19 protein-coding genes are annotated in these 15,095 nt (G+C 67.1%); 11 read left to right on the forward strand and 8 right to left on the reverse strand.

The window, feature by feature from the left end:
• The first annotated feature begins 5 nt into the window (after positions 1–5).
• Positions 6–782, forward strand: a complete 777-nt coding sequence (locus ABIC90_RS14300) for an MBL fold metallo-hydrolase (protein WP_354354910.1) — start codon at positions 6–8, stop codon at positions 780–782.
• An 87-nt stretch (positions 783–869) separates the two neighbouring features.
• On the opposite strand, the gene ABIC90_RS14305 is transcribed toward ABIC90_RS14300, so the two are convergent.
• From ABIC90_RS14305 to ABIC90_RS14315, 3 genes are all read right to left on the reverse strand, one after another.
• A complete protein-coding gene (locus tag ABIC90_RS14305; protein WP_354354912.1) occupies positions 870–1,136 on the reverse strand; it encodes a hypothetical protein in 267 nt (88 codons plus the stop codon).
• A gap of 97 nt (positions 1,137–1,233) precedes the next feature.
• The gene (locus tag ABIC90_RS14310) at positions 1,234–1,749 is read right to left on the reverse strand and encodes a hypothetical protein (RefSeq protein ID WP_354354914.1); all 516 of its coding nucleotides are present in this window, start codon (positions 1,747–1,749) and stop codon (positions 1,234–1,236) included.
• Positions 1,739–2,881: a cupin domain-containing protein gene (locus ABIC90_RS14315; RefSeq protein WP_354354916.1), complete on the reverse strand. Its 1,143-nt coding sequence runs from the start codon at positions 2,879–2,881 to the stop codon at positions 1,739–1,741. Before ABIC90_RS14315 ends, ABIC90_RS14310 begins: the two co-directional genes overlap by 11 nt.
• Before the next feature lie 14 nt (positions 2,882–2,895).
• Here ABIC90_RS14315 and ABIC90_RS14320 point away from each other — a divergent pair, with 14 nt between their 5' ends.
• A complete protein-coding gene (locus ABIC90_RS14320; protein ID WP_354354918.1) occupies positions 2,896–3,420 on the forward strand; it encodes an FKBP-type peptidyl-prolyl cis-trans isomerase in 525 nt (174 codons plus the stop codon).
• A gap of 79 nt (positions 3,421–3,499) precedes the next feature.
• On the opposite strand, the gene ABIC90_RS14325 is transcribed toward ABIC90_RS14320, so the two are convergent.
• The 4 genes from ABIC90_RS14325 to coaBC form a co-directional block, all read right to left on the reverse strand.
• Positions 3,500–4,000 carry a glycine zipper 2TM domain-containing protein gene (locus ABIC90_RS14325; RefSeq protein WP_354354920.1) on the reverse strand — a complete coding sequence of 167 codons (501 nt, stop codon included), beginning with the start codon at positions 3,998–4,000 and terminating at the stop codon, positions 3,500–3,502.
• A gap of 193 nt (positions 4,001–4,193) precedes the next feature.
• Positions 4,194–4,640 (reverse strand): dUTP diphosphatase, encoded by a 447-nt coding sequence (dut, locus tag ABIC90_RS14330; RefSeq protein WP_354354922.1) that lies wholly within the window; start codon positions 4,638–4,640, stop codon positions 4,194–4,196.
• Between the two features lie 4 nt (positions 4,641–4,644).
• Complete coding sequence (locus ABIC90_RS14335) at positions 4,645–5,097, reverse strand: hypothetical protein (RefSeq protein ID WP_354354924.1); 453 nt, start codon at positions 5,095–5,097, stop codon at positions 4,645–4,647.
• Complete coding sequence (gene coaBC / locus ABIC90_RS14340; protein ID WP_354354926.1) at positions 5,097–6,320, reverse strand: bifunctional phosphopantothenoylcysteine decarboxylase/phosphopantothenate--cysteine ligase CoaBC; 1,224 nt, start codon at positions 6,318–6,320, stop codon at positions 5,097–5,099. The genes ABIC90_RS14335 and coaBC overlap by 1 nt, the downstream gene beginning before the upstream one ends.
• A 123-nt stretch (positions 6,321–6,443) precedes the next feature.
• Here coaBC and ABIC90_RS14345 point away from each other — a divergent pair, with 123 nt between their 5' ends.
• From ABIC90_RS14345 to ABIC90_RS14380, 8 genes are all read left to right on the forward strand, one after another.
• Positions 6,444–8,123, forward strand: coding sequence for a CTP synthase (locus tag ABIC90_RS14345; RefSeq protein ID WP_354354928.1), 1,680 nt, complete (start codon positions 6,444–6,446; stop codon positions 8,121–8,123).
• The gene (kdsA, locus tag ABIC90_RS14350; RefSeq protein WP_354354930.1) at positions 8,120–8,977 is read left to right on the forward strand and encodes a 3-deoxy-8-phosphooctulonate synthase; all 858 of its coding nucleotides are present in this window, start codon (positions 8,120–8,122) and stop codon (positions 8,975–8,977) included. The genes ABIC90_RS14345 and kdsA overlap by 4 nt, the downstream gene beginning before the upstream one ends.
• On the forward strand, positions 8,974–9,264 hold the full coding sequence (locus ABIC90_RS14355; protein ID WP_354354932.1) for a DUF1330 domain-containing protein: 291 nt from the start codon (positions 8,974–8,976) through the stop codon (positions 9,262–9,264). Before kdsA ends, ABIC90_RS14355 begins: the two co-directional genes overlap by 4 nt.
• Before the next feature lie 27 nt (positions 9,265–9,291).
• Positions 9,292–10,575, forward strand: coding sequence for a phosphopyruvate hydratase (gene eno, locus ABIC90_RS14360; RefSeq protein ID WP_354354934.1), 1,284 nt, complete (start codon positions 9,292–9,294; stop codon positions 10,573–10,575).
• 64 nt (positions 10,576–10,639) lie between these two features.
• Positions 10,640–10,918 carry a cell division protein FtsB gene (gene ftsB, locus ABIC90_RS14365; RefSeq protein ID WP_354354936.1) on the forward strand — a complete coding sequence of 93 codons (279 nt, stop codon included), beginning with the start codon at positions 10,640–10,642 and terminating at the stop codon, positions 10,916–10,918.
• Between the two features lie 33 nt (positions 10,919–10,951).
• The gene (pnuC, locus tag ABIC90_RS14370; RefSeq protein WP_354354938.1) at positions 10,952–11,572 is read left to right on the forward strand and encodes a nicotinamide riboside transporter PnuC; all 621 of its coding nucleotides are present in this window, start codon (positions 10,952–10,954) and stop codon (positions 11,570–11,572) included.
• Entirely contained in the window at positions 11,569–12,240 is a 672-nt protein-coding gene (locus tag ABIC90_RS14375) for an ATP-binding protein (protein ID WP_354354940.1), read from the forward strand. The genes pnuC and ABIC90_RS14375 overlap by 4 nt, the downstream gene beginning before the upstream one ends.
• Positions 12,241–12,296: 56 nt before the next feature.
• Complete coding sequence (locus tag ABIC90_RS14380) at positions 12,297–13,274, forward strand: hypothetical protein (RefSeq protein ID WP_354354942.1); 978 nt, start codon at positions 12,297–12,299, stop codon at positions 13,272–13,274.
• A 31-nt stretch (positions 13,275–13,305) separates the two neighbouring features.
• Here ABIC90_RS14380 and ABIC90_RS14385 read toward each other — a convergent pair whose 3' ends face one another.
• On the reverse strand, positions 13,306–14,178 hold the full coding sequence (locus tag ABIC90_RS14385; protein WP_354354944.1) for an AraC family transcriptional regulator: 873 nt from the start codon (positions 14,176–14,178) through the stop codon (positions 13,306–13,308).
• A 141-nt stretch (positions 14,179–14,319) separates the two neighbouring features.
• On the opposite strand from ABIC90_RS14385, the gene ABIC90_RS14390 reads away from it, so the two are divergent.
• Positions 14,320–15,087, forward strand: coding sequence for an SDR family oxidoreductase (locus tag ABIC90_RS14390; RefSeq protein WP_354354946.1), 768 nt, complete (start codon positions 14,320–14,322; stop codon positions 15,085–15,087).
• Positions 15,088–15,095 lie beyond the last annotated feature (8 nt).

The raw sequence follows: 15,095 nt of genomic DNA on the forward strand, positions 1-15,095 counted from the left end.
CCCGCATGCTCCGCTTCCGAAGCCTCGGCAGCGGCAGCACGGGCAACGCCGCGCTGGTCGAAGCGACCAGCGGCGGCCGCACCTCCAGGCTCCTGGTCGACTGCGGCTTCGGCATCCGGCAGCTCGACCAGCGGCTGGCCCAGGCGGGCCTGGCCGCAGGCGACATCGACGCCGTCTTCATCACCCACGAGCACGGCGACCACATCGGCTGCGCCCACACGCTCTCGCGGCGCAACCGAATACCCGTGTGGATGAGCGAAGGCACCTGGCTTGCCACGGGCGGACGCGACTTCGAAGGCCGCCTGAACCTGGCGCGCGATGACGAAGAATTTGCAGTCGGCGACATCGCCGTGCAGCCCTTTACCGTGCCGCACGATGCGCGCGAACCGCTGCAGCTGCGCTGCTCGGACGGCGCGCGCACGCTGGGCGTGCTGACCGACCTGGGCCACGCCACCACCCATGTGCTGAACCGCCTGAGCGGCGTGCATGCGCTGCTGCTCGAGTTCAACCACGACAGCGACCTGCTGGCCGGCTCGGCCTATCCGCCGTTTCTCAAGATGCGCGTGGGCGGCAACTACGGGCACCTGTCGAATGCCGCCGCCGCGGAGATCGCGCGTGCGGTGCTTCACGACGGGCTGCGCCATGTGGTCGCGGCGCACCTGAGCGAGCAGAACAACCGGCCCGACATCGTGCGGCGCCTGATGGCCGAAGCGCTGGGCGGCCATGAGGCCGAAATGCTGACCGCCACCGCCGCCGGGGGCTCGCCCTGGCTGGATGTCTGATCGCCGTCCCGCCCTGCTGAGCCTTGTACCCATGAAAAAGCCGCCCTCAGGCGGCTTTCTGCATTTCGGGCAAAGCGCCCTCTGCTCTTATTGCTTGGGCGCTTCTTCCTTCTTGGCCGCCTCGGTGGCTGCATTGGCAGCGTCCAGCGCCGACGACGCAGCAGGTGAAGGGGTCGAAGCAGCCGGGTCGGCGGAAGGCGCCGGTGTGGCCGCAGGCGGCGCGGGCGCCGGCTCGATCACAGGCGCGGGCGGCGGCGTCACGACGGCGGGAGCGGCGTCCTCTTTCTTGCCGCAGGCAACGAGTGCGGCGGCGGCAATCAATGAGGCAATCAGGACGGATGAAGACTTTTGCATGATGGAAACTCCTTTGGCAAAGAATGTCTGGACCTAAAAAATTCTAGACCCCCATCTCCGCCCGAATGTGTCGCGCGGCGGGATTCGCGGCATTGGCTTACAAGCCGAGCGTCGATGCCGGGAATGCCGGGCGCGCAAGGCGCCAGCTCTCGTCGATGGCCTCGCGCAGCGCGCGGCGCGCACGCGCATCGGTGCTGCTGACGCCCCCGCTGCGCTCGGGGTCGATGCGGTGCACGAACCATGTGGGCGTCCAGATGGCGCTGGGCACGTCGGCAGAGCCCGCCGCCTTGCCGGTCGCGCGGCACTCGATGATGTGGTCCCACATGCGGCGCCACGGCACGAAGCGCGCGTGCCCGCGTTCGATCAGGTCGAAGCGCCGGGCGAGCAGCACCAGGCGCCGGCCGCTTGCGGCCCACGCCTGCAGCGCCTCGATGCCGGCGCGTTCGCCCAGGGGCCAGTCGGCGAAATCGGGGTCGCTGAAGACGATCTCTTTCCAGCCCTGCCGTGCCGCCGCCGACAGCGCTTGGCGAACGATCTCGCCGAAGGCCTGCGGGCCTTCGAAGCGGCCTTCGGGCAGCGGCGGGAAGGCCTCTTCCACGATGTCACCCGGCATGCAGCCAGCCCGCCTCGCACCATTCGCCCAGCAGGGCCACGGCGCCGTCGCTGGCACGGGCCAGTTCGCGCGCACCGAGCGTGCGCTGGTCGGCCAGCCGGCGCATCAGCGTCGCGTCGGCGCCGCCGGCTCTGAAGCTCTCGCCGTTGATGTAGATGTGCCGCGTGTCGTAGAGCATCCGGGTGCGGCGGTCGAGCGCCACGTGCTGCAACACGTCGGGGACCTGGCCGCCTTCGTCGAACCAGATGTTGGCCTTGGGCTCGGTCAGCGACTCGCCGAGGGCGCGGGCGATGGCGTCGGGGTCGCGCAGCGCGGCCTCGACGGCCTTGCGCGCGAAGTCCTGCAGGGCTGCGGGCATTGCGGCCGGGTTGTCGACCGCAGGCTGCGTGGGGTCGCGGTAGCGCGCCAGTTCGGCCGGGCCGGCGTCCTCAAGGTCTTCGGCGTACGCCTGCGCCATGCGCGCCAGCAGATCGGCGCCGAGTTCGCCCACGGCGGACGAACGCAGGCCGATGGAGAAGGTCATGCAGTCGTCGCCCACCGCCACCCCGTCGTGGGCGTATTTGGGCGGCAGGTAGAGCATGTCGCCCGGCTCGAGCACGAAGGTGTCTTCCGGCTCGAAGTTCTCGAGGATCTTGAGCGGCAGGCCCGCTTGCAGGCTCAGGTCGCGCTGCTTGCCGATGGACCAGCGGCGGCGCCCCTGCGCCTGCAGCAGGAACACGTCGTAGCTGTCGAAATGCGCACCCACGCCGCCGGTGTCGCTCGCGTAGCTGATCATCAGGTCGTCCAGGCGCGCGTCGGGCAGGAAGCGGAACTGCCGCAACAGATCGTGCACCCCGTCGTGGTGAAGATCGACGCCCTGCACCAGCAGCGTCCAGGCGGGCTGTTTCAACGGCGGCAGGGCGCGCCGTGACACCGGGCCGTGCTTGAGCGTCCAGCCGGCCTTGCCGTGGCGAATGAGGCGGGATTCCACCCCTTCGCGTTCGGCCAGCGCGAACAACGCATTGCGGTCGATCGGTGGCACCATGGCGGGAATGGCCTGGCGAACCAGCAAGGGCTTTTTCTGCCAGTACTGCCGCATGAACTGCGCGGCACTCAGGCCGCCGAGCAACGGCAGCGGTTGTGTAGTCTCCATGGGAGAATTCTGCAATGGAAATCTCTGAACAATGCGTGGTCGGCTTGACCTGGACAATGAAAGACACGCTCGGCGACGTGCTGGACGTCCTCGACGAGCCGGTGGAATTCATGGTGGGCGGCGACGATCTCTTCGACGTCATCGAGGCCGTGCTGCAAGGGCACGAACCCGGCGCCCGTGTGCAACTGCAGATCGAACCCGAACAGGGCTTCGGCGACTTCAACGACCGCTTGCTCTTTCTGGAGCCGCGCTCGCTGTTTCCCGAAGGCACCGAGGAAGGCATGACCTTCGACGGCTCTGCCCTGCCGAAGGGCGTGAGCGAGGACATGCCCAAGGACACGATCTACACCGTGGCCGAGATCTACCCCGAGCACCTGGTGCTCGACGGCAACCACCCGCTGGCGGGCATTGCGATCCGGCTGGACATCACCGTGCGCTCGGTGCGCGAAGCCACCGAAGAAGAAGTGGGCCGCGGTACCGCGGGCACGGCGTTTTTCAAGGTGCCGCCGATGGCGCCGGGCAACCAGATGCTGCACTGAAGCCGAGCTGGGGCCGAGGACCGCAGACGCAAAAAAACCGGGCACCGCCCGGTTTTTATTTTGCGCCCGCGACACAGGCTTACATGCGCGAGATCTGTCCGTTGTCGATGCGCACCCGGTCGCCGATGCGCAGGTCGCCCGGACTTTGCACGTCGAAGGCCCGGTATCCGCCGCGGTCGGTCTGCACCGACACGCGATAGGTTTCATAGGCACGCGGCCCGTTCTGCTGGGCTTCGATGGTGTTGCCCAGCAGGGCGCCGCCCACGATGCCCAGGGCGGTGGCGGCCGCGCGGCCTTGTCCGCGTCCGAACTGGTTGCCGACCACGGCGCCGATGACGCCGCCGGCGACGGCACCGCCGCCCGAGGTGCCGGTGCCGGCCGTTTCGCTGCGCAGCACCTCGATGTTGGCCACATGACCGTATTCGACATACGCCGCCTCGCGGTACTGGATGGCCTGCGGCGGCGCTTGGTAGGGATAGCGCGAGGTCTGGTAGACCGGCGCGGGGGCGACGCAAGCGGTGAGCGTGGCCAGGGCCAGCACCGTGGCGGTAACGGATGCGAAGCGCATTGAAATCTTCATGTTGAGTGGCTCCTCAGGTAGAACGGCGCAAGGGAAAAGAAAAGATGCGCCTGCCTGTGCCTAACGCCGCAGCTTTCTCTGCGATGACGCACGACACATGCTGAAACTATCGAGCGCGGCGGCGCCTGCGCGGTTCCGTTCTTTACCCCTCGCTTACCTGTCGCTTACTCAGGTTCGCTTCAGGATCCAGCGGCTAATGCTTGCCCGTGGATCCGTAGCCGCCCTCGCCGCGTTGCGAAGCTGCAAACTCCGAAACCACCTGAAACTGCGCCTGCACCACCGGCACGATGACCAGTTGCGCAAGCCGCTCCATGGGCTGCAGCACAAAGGGCGTGTTGCTGCGGTTCCAGGCGCTGATCTTGAGTTCGCCCTGGTAGTCGCTGTCGATCAGGCCGACGAGGTTGCCCAGCACGATGCCGTGCTTGTGGCCCAGCCCCGAGCGCGGCAGGATCAGCGCCGCGAAGGCCGGGTCCGCCAGATGAATCGCGATGCCGGTCCCCACCAGCTGCCAGCCGTTGGGCTCCAGCGTGATCGGCGCATCGAGGCAGGCGCGTAGATCGAGGCCCGCGCTTCCGGGCGTGGCATAGGCGGGCAATTGATCCGCCATGCGCGGATCGAGGATACGGACGTCGACTTTCACTGACTTACTTGCCTTGCTTTTGTTGCTGTTCTCTTTGCTTGCGAGCGGCCTCTTCGAGCACCTGCTGCCACTTGGCAGGGCCAGGCGTCAGCTTCAGACCCTTGAAAAAACTCTTGCCGAACCACGCGGCCGCGACGAACCCCGCGACCAGCACGAAGAACGGCACACCGATGGACCACAACACCAGGAACACCAGCGCCCCCACGCCGCCCAGCACCTTGAGCAGCACCGGGTCCAACGAGCCCGGCTCCCGCTTCTGTTCCTGGCCGTTCGGCAGGTCGGCGCGCTGCATCGCGGCCGTGACCGGGCCCTGCTGACCGGGCGACGGCGTCATGCCGACGTCGAGCCCGGGCTCTCCCGGTTGCCCCGGCCGTTTCGGCAGCGCGGCCCGCGCCGAAAGCTGCTCCACGTAACGGGCAAAGTCGCCATTGGGCGGTGTGTTCGATTCGGTGTTCATCAGACTCTCCAGTCGATAAGGCGTGCGGCAATCTCGGTCATCAGTTCACGCGCCAGCGTGAGCTTGGGTGCGCGGGGCAGTTCGCGCACGCCCTGGGCGTCCACCAGCAGCAGCGCGTTGTCGTCCTGCCCGAAGGTGAGCGGGCCGATGTTGCCGACCAGGAGCGGAATGCCCTTGCGCTCGCGCTTGGCCTTGGCATGTTCGACAAGGTTCTCGCTCTCGGCCGCGAAGCCGACGCAGAACAGTTTCTTCGCCTGCGCCCGATCGCTCTTGGCAACCGTGAGCAGGATGTCGGCGTTCTCGACGAAATTGAGCACCGGCGTCTTGCCGCTGCCGTCCTTCTTGATCTTCTGGTCGCTGTGCGTGGCCGGGCGCCAGTCGGCCACGGCGGCCGTCGCTACAAAAATGCTAGCGCTCTGCGCGGCCTGCACGGTGGCTTCCAACATGTCCTGCGCCGAAAGCACATCGATGCGGGTCACGCCCCGCGGCGTCGGCAAGTGCACGGGGCCGGCCACCAGCGTGACGTCGGCGCCGGCCTCGCGGGCCGCGCGCGCGATGGCGAATCCCATTTTTCCGGACGAATGGTTGGTGATGCCGCGAATCGGGTCCAGCGCCTCGAAGGTAGGCCCCGCCGTGACCAGCAGCTTCTGCCCTGCCAGGAGCTTCGGCTGAAAGAAAGCGGTGATGTCCTCGAGCATCTGCGCCGGCTCCAGCATGCGGCCGTCGCCGGTTTCGCCGCAGGCCTGCCAGCCGCTGCCCACGCCCAGCACGGTCGCGCCGTCGGCCGACACCTGCATCAGGTTGCGCTGGGTGGCGGGGTGGGCCCACATCTCGCGGTTCATGGCCGGGGCGATCAGCAGCGGCACGCGGTCGGTGGGGCGGGCCAGGCACATCAGGCTCAGGAGGTCGTCCGATCGGCCCTGCACCAGGCGGGCGATGAAGTCGGCGCTGCAAGGCGCCAGCACGATCGCATCGGCCTCGCGGCTCAGGTTGATGTGCGGCATGTTGTTGGGCTCGCGGGCGTCCCACTGCGAGGTGTAGACGGTGCGCCCCGACAGCGCCTGCATCGTCACTGGGGTGATGAACTGCTCGGCCGCCTCGGTCATCACCACCTGCACGGTCGCGCCCGCCTTCACGAGCAGCCGGCACAATTCGGCCGACTTGTAGCAGGCAATGCCGCCCGTGAGGCCCAGGACAATGTGTTTTCCGGCGAGATCTTGCATGGGCCGTATTGTTGCTCATAGGCCATCGAACAAATGGCAACAAGCCCTCGGCGGGAGGTGTCGCAAAGGGCACACCTATAATCGCAATTTCCCACTGCCCGGATTCACGCATCCGGAACTGGCATGACCAAATTTGTCTTCGTCACCGGTGGTGTCGTATCTTCCCTTGGCAAGGGAATCGCCTCCGCCTCGCTCGCCGCGATCCTCGAATCGCGCGGCCTTCAAGTCACCCTCATCAAGCTCGATCCGTACATCAATGTCGACCCCGGCACGATGTCGCCTTTCCAGCATGGCGAGGTGTTCGTCACCGATGACGGTGCCGAGACCGACCTGGACCTCGGCCACTACGAGCGCTTCATCAACACGCGCATGCGCAAGGCCAACAACTTCACGACCGGCCAGATTTACAAGACCGTGCTCGAGAAGGAGCGCCGCGGCGACTACCTTGGCAAGACGGTGCAGGTGATTCCGCACATCACCAACGAAATCCAGGAATACATCAAGCGCGGCGCCGGCATCGGCACCTCGCACGAAGTGGACGTGGCCATCGTCGAGATCGGCGGCACGGTCGGCGACATCGAATCGCTGCCCTTCCTGGAAGCCGTGCGCCAGATGAGCCTGCGCAACGGCCCGAACAACTCGGCCTTCGTGCACCTCTCCTACGTGCCCTGGATCGCCGCCGCCGGCGAGCTCAAGACCAAGCCGACGCAGCACACCGCCAAGGAACTGCGTGCCATCGGCATCCAGGCCGACGTGCTGCTGTGCCGCGCCGACCGCCCGATCCCCGACGACGAACGCGCCAAGATCTCGCTGTTCTCCAACGTGCCCGAATGGGGCGTGATCTCGATGTGGGACGTGGACACCATCTACAAGGTGCCCCGCATGCTGCACGAGCAGGGCCTGGACGGCCTCATCTGCGACAAGCTGCGCATCAACACCCCGCCCGCCAAGCTGCAGCGCTGGGACGAACTGGTCTACGAGGTCGAGCATCCGCAGCAGGACGTGTCGATCGCCATGGTCGGCAAGTACGTGGACCTTTCGGACAGCTACAAGTCGCTCAACGAAGCGCTGCGCCACGCCGGCATGAAGAACCATGCGCGCGTGAAGATCGACTACATCGATTCCGAAACCATCACCGCGCAGGACGTCTCGCGCCTCGCGAAGTACGACGCGATCCTCGTGCCCGGCGGCTTCGGCCAGCGCGGCGTGGAAGGCAAGATCTCCGCGGCCCGCTTCGCCCGTGAAAGCAAGGTGCCGTATTTGGGCATCTGCCTGGGCATGCAGGTGGCCACCATCGAGTACGCCCGCCACGTGGCGGGCCTCAAGAACGCCAACAGCACCGAGTTCGACCCCGAGACGCCCACCCCCGTGATCGCGCTGATCACCGAGTGGAAGGACAACGACGGCACCGTCAAGACGCGCGACGAGAAGTCCGATCTCGGCGGCACCATGCGCCTGGGCGCACAAAGCTCCGACGTCACGCCCGGCACGCTGGCCCACAGCATCTACGGCGACGTGGTCACCGAGCGTCATCGCCATCGCTACGAAGCCAACGTCAACTACCTGGACGAGCTGCGCGCCGCAGGCCTGGTGATCTCTGCGCTCACGCAGCGCGAGCACCTGACCGAAATCGTCGAGCTGCCGCAGGACGTGCACCCCTGGTTCATGGGCGTGCAGTTCCACCCCGAGTTCAAGTCGACGCCGTGGGGCGGCCATCCGCTGTTCAACGCCTTCATCAAGGCAGCGCTCGATCACAAGGACCGGGGGGCGGGAAGCACCAAGGCCCTGAAAGCCGTCGCATGAAACTTTGCGGATTCGACGTCGGGCTCGACCAGCCCTTCTTCCTGATCGCCGGCCCCTGCGTGATCGAATCCGAGCAGCTGCAGATGGACACCGCCGGCACGCTGAAGGAAATCACTTCGGCGCTGGGCATTCCGTTCATCTTCAAGAGCAGCTTCGACAAGGCCAACCGCTCCTCGGGCACCAGCTTTCGCGGTCCGGGCCGCGACAAGGGCCTCGAAATCCTCGCCAAGGTGAAGCGCGAACTGGGCCTGCCCGTGCTCACCGACGTGCACACCACCGAAGACATCACCGAGGCCGCCAAGGTGGTCGACGTGCTGCAGACGCCCGCCTTCCTGTGCCGCCAGACCGACTTCATCCACGCCGCGGCGCAGTCGGGCAAGCCGGTCAACATCAAGAAGGGCCAGTTCCTCGCGCCGCACGACATGAAGAACGTGATCGACAAGGCGCGCGCGGCCGCCAGGGAAGCGGGCCTTGACGAAGACAGCTTCATGGCCTGCGAACGCGGCGCGAGCTTCGGCTACAACAACCTCGTCTCGGACATGCGCTCGCTCGCGATCATGCGCGAGACCCAAGCGCCCGTGGTGTTCGACGCCACCCATTCGGTGCAGCTCCCCGGCGGCCAGGGCACGACCTCCGGCGGCCAGCGCGAAATGGTGCCGGTGCTCTCGCGCGCGGCCGTGGCCGTTGGCGTGGCCGGCCTCTTCATGGAGACGCACCCCGACCCCGCCAAGGCACTGAGCGACGGCCCCAACGCCGTGCCGCTCAAGCACATGAAGGCCCTGCTCGAGACGCTCGTGGCGCTCGACCGGGTCACCAAGAAAACCGCTTTCCTCGAGGACATCTTTCAGCAATGAGCAGCGCCTACATCATCGCCAACGTCGTCGTCACCAACCCGACCCAGTACGAGGACTACAAGAAGTGGTCCACCGAAGCCATGAAGGCGCACGGCGCCGAGGTGTGCGTGCGCGGCGGCAAGGTCGAAGTGCTCGAGGGCGACTGGTCGCCCGAGCGCATCGTGATCCTGAAGTTTCCCAGCGTCGAAGCCGCAAAAAAATTCAGTGCGTCGCCCGAGTACAGCAAGGCGCGCGCCGCGCGCGAGGGCGCAGCGATCATGCGAATGATCGTCGTCGAAGGTCTGTGAACCGTTTTATTTGAGAAAGAGAAAAAGATGAGTGCAATCGTTGACATCGTCGGCCGCGAAATTCTCGACAGCCGAGGCAACCCCACCGTCGAGTGCGACGTGCTGCTCGAGTCGGGCACCATGGGCCGCGCGGCCGTGCCCTCGGGCGCATCGACCGGCTCGCGCGAAGCCATCGAGCTGCGCGACGGCGACAAGAGCCGCTACCTGGGCAAGGGCGTGCTCAAGGCCGTGGAGAACATCAACACCGAGATCTCCGAAGCCGTGCTCGGCCTGGATGCCAGCGAACAGGCCTTCCTCGATCGCACCATGATCGACCTGGACGGTACCGACAACAAGGCGCGCCTGGGCGCCAACGCCACCCTCGCCGTCTCGATGGCCGTGGCCCGCGCCGCGGCCGAAGAATCGGGCCTGCCGCTGTACCGCTACTTCGGCGGCATGGGCGGCATGCAGCTGCCGGTGCCGATGATGAACGTCATCAACGGCGGCGCGCACGCCAACAACAGCCTGGACCTGCAGGAGTTCATGATCATCCCCGTGGGCGCCAAGAGCTTCCGCGAGGCCGTGCGCTACGGCGCCGAAGTGTTCCATGCACTGAAAAAGATCCTGGGCGACCGCGGCATCAGCACGGCGGTGGGCGACGAAGGCGGCTTCGCTCCCAGCGTCGAAAGCCATGAAGCGGCCATCCAGCTGATCCTGGAAGCCATCGACAAGGCCGGCTACACGGCAGGCGAGCAGATCGCCCTGGGCCTGGACTGCGCGGCCAGCGAGTTCTACAAGGACGGCAAGTACATGCTGTCGGGCGAAAACCTCTCGCTGTCTGCCGAAAGCTGGACCGACATGCTGGCCACCTGGGTCGACAAGTACCCCATCATCAGCATCGAAGACGGCATGCACGAAGGCGACTGGGACGGCTGGAAGCACCTGACCGAACGCCTGGGCAAGCGCGTGCAGCTGGTGGGCGACGACCTGTTCGTCACCAACACCAAGATCCTGCAAGAAGGCATCGACAAGGGCATCGCCAACTCGATCCTGATCAAGATCAACCAGATCGGCACGCTCACCGAAACCTTCGCCGCCATCGAGATGGCCAAGCGCGCGGGCTACACCGCCGTCATTTCGCACCGCTCGGGCGAAACCGAAGACAGCACCATCGCCGACATCGCCGTGGGCACCAACGCCGGCCAGATCAAGACCGGCTCGCTCTCCCGTTCGGACCGCATCGCCAAGTACAACCAACTGCTGCGCATCGAAGAAGACCTGGGCGACATCGCCAGCTACCCGGGCCGCGGCGCGTTCTACAACCTGAAATGAACCACCCCCAGGCTGCGCGCACTGGCCCCAGGCTGCCCTGCGATAGCCCGCTCAGGGCCTGACCATGCGCGCGCGCTTCGTTCCCCCCATCGTGTTGCTGCTGCTGCTGGTTGTGCTGCAGTGGCAGCTGTGGAACGGGCGCGGCAGCGTGCGCGACGTGGCGCAACTGCAGACCAAGCTGACCGACCAGAAGGAAGCCAACGCCAAGGCCACCATCGCCAACGAGCGCTTGTCCTCGGAGGTCAACGACCTCAAGGACGGGCTCGAGATGGTCGAAGAGCGCGCGCGAGCCGAGCTCGGCATGGTCAAGCCGAACGAAGTGTTCGTGCAGATCACCCACTGACCACGCACTGACGCCGCAACGCTGCGCCTGCCGATGCCCGAGTTCCTCTCGGCCCCCGCCTTCGCGCTCTGGGGCTCTCCCGTCAGCTGGCTCGAACTCGTGGCCGCCGTCCTGGCGCTCGCCATGGTCGGCTGCAACATGCGCGAGATTCACTGGGGCTGGCCGCTGGCCGTCGTCAGTTCTCTCCTTTATGTCGTGGTGTTTGCCAGGGCGCGCATCTACGGCGATGCGTCGCTGCAGGTGTTCTTCGCTTTCGTCGCGCTGTGGGGCTGGTCGCAATGGCTGCGCGGGCACCGGGCCGACGGCAGCGCGCTGCAGGTCAGCCGGCTTTCGCCGCGCGGCATCGCATTCACCCTGGCGGCCTGTGCCATTGCATGGCCCGCCGTCGCCCTCTTTCTTCGCCGCTTCACCGACACCGACGTGCCTTGGTGGGACGGCTTTGCCACGGGTCTCAGCCTGGTCGGCCAGTTCCTGCTCGGGCGCAAGTTCATCGAGAACTGGCTCGTGTGGCTGGCCGTGAACGTCGTGAGCGTGGGCCTGTTCATCCACAAGGGGCTGTGGCTCACCGTCGGGCTCTACGCGGTGTTCGCCGTGCTCAGCGTGGCCGGCTACCTGGCCTGGCAGCGGCGCCTGCCCGGGGCGGCGCGCGCATGACGCCGACGCTGCCCACCGGCTGCGTCATCACCGTGCTGGGCGCCGAGAGCACCGGCAAGACCGAACTGGCCCGCGCCATCGCGCAGCGGCTGCAGCAGCGCGGCATTCCGACGACGCTGGTCGGCGAATACCTGCGCGAATGGTGCGAGCGCGAGCGCCGCACGCCGCGCCCCGACGAGCAACAGGCCATTGCCGACGAGCAGACCCGCCGGATCGCCATGGCCGCCGCAACGGGCGTCGTGGTGGCCGACACCACCGCGCTCATGACCGCGGTCTACAGCGAGCAGCTCTTCGGTGACCGCTCGCTCTACGCCGACGCCCTCGCCGCCCAGCGCCGCTACGCCGTGCATCTCCTCGCCGCGCTCGACATCCCCTGGGTCGCCGACGAGATGCGCGACGGCCCGCATGCGCGCCAGCCGACCGACACGCTGGTGCGTGCCGCGCTGGTGGGGGCCGGGCTCCCGTTCGCGGTGGTTCACGGCAGCGGCGGCGAACGGCTCGCCAACGCCTGGAACGCCATCCATTCGATCGCCGGCAGCGAAACGCGTGCGCGAGTGCGCGGCCAAACCGAAGCAAAGCCCGCCGCGTGGACATGGCCTTGCGAGAAGTGCTCCGACCCGGAGTGCGAACATCGCCTCTTCACCGACCTGATCGGCCGGCGCGAATGAAGATTTGCTGAACGCGCCGCCCCCTGAATCTGTTTGCCTCTTCCCACGGAGACCTGATGCCCCTGCCCCACGCCCCTCGCACCAGCCGCCTCTTTTTCACCTTCGCCGCCGCGCTGCTTTCGGCCGGCACGGCAGCCATTGCAGCCCCGGTCGCCGCCACCGTCGAGAACGGCACCACCACCACCGCCTGCGCGGAAGAAGACAACGTCTCGATGGTGTTGCGCGGTGACGGCATCCGTCGCATGCGCATCGAGGCGCTGCAGCCCGACTACCTCGACAAGATCGGCAAGGACATCACCGCGCCCGATTTCTCGGGCTGCAACTTCGACGGCGGCGCGCACCCCACCGATCCGGCGCACCGCTTCAAGAAGCGCACCGTGGTGCTGCTGGACAACGCCCAGTGGCGCATCGTCGGCATGACCCTGCCCACCTTCTGGCGGCCGCAGCGCGTGCCGGTGCAGGTGGACAACCGCAGCGACCGCGGCTTTCATCTGCTGCAGGTGTTCAAGAAGGAAAACGGCAAGGCGCTCGAAGCCATCGTGCTCTACCCCTCCGACGGTTATTGGCGCCTCAAGCCGCTGCCCGAGGCGCGCTTCGGCGACGGTGTGTACGGCTCGTCGTTCCTGCTCGGCCCGGTCGAGCAGGCCGGGCGGCCGGTGGTGAACATCGCCTCGATCCGCGTGGTGACGAAGCCGCTGGCGATTCATCTGCGCTTTGCGAACGGCGGCAGCGCCTTGGCGAAGGTGGACGAAATCAGCCGCAAGCGCACCGCGCTCGACGTGACGCTCACCAAGCCCACGGCGAACGCGCAACCTTTCGCCGTGCTGCGCTCGATGTACGTGACGCCCGACAACGCCGACATGAGCGAAGTGCGCTGGCAGGAATCACCGAGCGCCGCCTTGCAGGCCAAGCCTTTGCCCGAGGTGAAGTCCTTGCAGGCCACGCAGGTGCGCTTCGGCCGCAGCCTGCCGTCCAAACACAACACCAGCGCGCCCGACATCGAATTCAGCGGCTTCGACAACGAAGCCCGCTGATCGATGGGGGCCGCAGTAACAGGCCCTTCCCTTAGCCCGCGCGCCGCAGCTCGCCCGGCGTCACGCCCAGCACGCGGCGCATGCAGCGCGCCATGTGGCTCTGGTGTGAGAAGCCGCTTTCCAACGCAACCAGGCTCGCCGGCATGTCGCCGCGCACCAGCAAACCGCGCGCGCGGTCCACGCGCCGGTACACCACGTACGCATGCACCGGCAGGCCGGTGGAGCGCTTGAACTGCGTCTTCAGGTGCGAGGCGCTCAGGCCCGCAACGGCAGCCAGTGCCGGCAGCGAAAGATCGCCGTCCAGGTGGGCTTCGATGTACTCCGTCACGCGGCGCAGTTGCGGCCGCGTCAGGCCCTGCACGGGTGTCCGACCGGTCTCGCCCTGGTGCCCGGCGATCAGCCGCACCGCCAGCGCGGTGCCCAGGCTGTCGGTGTAGAGCCTGCCGTTCGCAAAGCCCGCGCGGCGCTCGGCGTCCAGCGCCCAGGCGATGTGTTCGATCTGTGCGTCGCGGAACTGGTGGCGCTGGTCGAGCCGCGCGCGTTCGGCCGGCAGCCCCATCTCGTCGGCGGTGCGCTGCAGCAGCGAAGGCGCCAGGCGCACCACGATCGAGGTGCTGGGCGCTTCCTCCTGCCAGATGTCGGTGGTCCCGGCCGGCAGGATGTCGAGATCGCCGCGTGTGTAAAGGAACTTGTGCAGCCGGCAGGCACCGGTGACCGGCGCGCCCGCGTGGAGCTTGATGCGGTGGTCGGGCAATGCCTCGTAGCCCACCACGCCGGCCGGCGTCTGGCGCATGTCAACGCGCAGGCCGGAGGCAGCGGGCATCACGAAGCTGTCGGCTGCAAGCGCCACATCGCGCTCGCGTCCATGTTCTTGCAGGTCGGTGTCCAGGTCGGAACTGCTCATCCGAACCATTATCGGCCGCGCGCTACCGCATGTCTTCGTCCGTTTGTGCTCCTGCACAGCCGAACGTGCGCGACCGTTCGGGCGGCATTCCCGATCATCTGCAGCCATGAACTCCACCCCTTTCAAGGCACGCAGAAAATCATGAACTCTCCCTATGCAGGCAAGAAGGCCGTCATCACCGGCGGCACCATCGGCATGGGCCTGGCGACCGCGCAGGCGCTGCTCGATGGCGGCGCCGAGGTGCTGGTGACCGGACGCAATCCCGAGAACCTGGCCGCGGCACGCCTCGCGCTCGGGCCGCGCGCCCAGGTGCTGGCGTCCGATGCCGCGTCGCTTGCCGACATCGACGCACTCGCCGCGACGGTGCGCGAGCGTTTCGGCCACATCGACCTGCTCCACATCAACGCGGGCATCGCAACGCTGGAGCCTTTCGAGCAGGTGACCGAGGCGGGCTACGACCGCGCCTTCGCGATCAACACCAAGGGCCCGTTCTTCACCGTGCAGCGCCTCGCGCCGCTCATGCGGCCGGGCAGCGCGATCGTCGTCACTTCGTCGATTGCCGACGAAGGCGGCACGCACGGCATGAGCGTCTACAGCGCCACCAAGGCAGCACTGCGCTCATTCGCCTCGGGCTTCGCGGCGGAGCTTGTGACGCGCGGCATCCGCGTCAACGTGGTGAGCCCCGGCTTCATCGACACGCCCACGCTCGGCATTGCCGGTGCGACCGCCGACGAGCGCGCGGAATTCATCCGCATGGGCGACCAGATCACGCCGATGCAACGCCACGGCACGGCCGCCGAAGTGGCGCGCGCGGTGCTCTTCTTCGCCTTCGAGGCGACCTTCACGACGGGGGCGCGGCTCACCGTCGACGGCGGGCTGGGGCAGAACCTCACGCCGGCAGCCGCCTGAAACCCACA

The sequence above is a fragment of the Variovorax boronicumulans genome, from assembly GCF_040544675.1.
Lineage (GTDB): Bacteria > Pseudomonadota > Gammaproteobacteria > Burkholderiales > Burkholderiaceae_C > Variovorax > Variovorax boronicumulans_D.

Bases quoted from the DNA above. Each gene is read 5' to 3' on its own strand.
- ABIC90_RS14300 (WP_354354910.1), top strand. From the start codon at position 6: ATGCTCCGCTTCCGAAGCCTCGGCAGCGGCAGCACGGGCAACGCCGCG.
- ABIC90_RS14305 (WP_354354912.1), bottom strand. From the start codon at position 1,136: ATGCAAAAGTCTTCATCCGTCCTGATTGCCTCATTGATTGCCGCCGCC.
- ABIC90_RS14310 (WP_354354914.1), bottom strand. From the start codon at position 1,749: ATGCCGGGTGACATCGTGGAAGAGGCCTTCCCGCCGCTGCCCGAAGGC.
- ABIC90_RS14315 (WP_354354916.1), bottom strand. From the start codon at position 2,881: ATGGAGACTACACAACCGCTGCCGTTGCTCGGCGGCCTGAGTGCCGCG.
- ABIC90_RS14320 (WP_354354918.1), top strand. From the start codon at position 2,896: ATGGAAATCTCTGAACAATGCGTGGTCGGCTTGACCTGGACAATGAAA.
- ABIC90_RS14325 (WP_354354920.1), bottom strand. From the start codon at position 4,000: ATGAAGATTTCAATGCGCTTCGCATCCGTTACCGCCACGGTGCTGGCC.
- ABIC90_RS14335 (WP_354354924.1), bottom strand. From the start codon at position 5,097: ATGAACACCGAATCGAACACACCGCCCAATGGCGACTTTGCCCGTTAC.
- coaBC (WP_354354926.1), bottom strand. From the start codon at position 6,320: ATGCAAGATCTCGCCGGAAAACACATTGTCCTGGGCCTCACGGGCGGC.
- ABIC90_RS14345 (WP_354354928.1), top strand. From the start codon at position 6,444: ATGACCAAATTTGTCTTCGTCACCGGTGGTGTCGTATCTTCCCTTGGC.
- kdsA (WP_354354930.1), top strand. From the start codon at position 8,120: ATGAAACTTTGCGGATTCGACGTCGGGCTCGACCAGCCCTTCTTCCTG.
- ABIC90_RS14355 (WP_354354932.1), top strand. From the start codon at position 8,974: ATGAGCAGCGCCTACATCATCGCCAACGTCGTCGTCACCAACCCGACC.
- eno (WP_354354934.1), top strand. From the start codon at position 9,292: ATGAGTGCAATCGTTGACATCGTCGGCCGCGAAATTCTCGACAGCCGA.
- ftsB (WP_354354936.1), top strand. From the start codon at position 10,640: ATGCGCGCGCGCTTCGTTCCCCCCATCGTGTTGCTGCTGCTGCTGGTT.
- pnuC (WP_354354938.1), top strand. From the start codon at position 10,952: ATGCCCGAGTTCCTCTCGGCCCCCGCCTTCGCGCTCTGGGGCTCTCCC.
- ABIC90_RS14375 (WP_354354940.1), top strand. From the start codon at position 11,569: ATGACGCCGACGCTGCCCACCGGCTGCGTCATCACCGTGCTGGGCGCC.
- ABIC90_RS14380 (WP_354354942.1), top strand. From the start codon at position 12,297: ATGCCCCTGCCCCACGCCCCTCGCACCAGCCGCCTCTTTTTCACCTTC.
- ABIC90_RS14385 (WP_354354944.1), bottom strand. From the start codon at position 14,178: ATGAGCAGTTCCGACCTGGACACCGACCTGCAAGAACATGGACGCGAG.
- ABIC90_RS14390 (WP_354354946.1), top strand. From the start codon at position 14,320: ATGAACTCTCCCTATGCAGGCAAGAAGGCCGTCATCACCGGCGGCACC.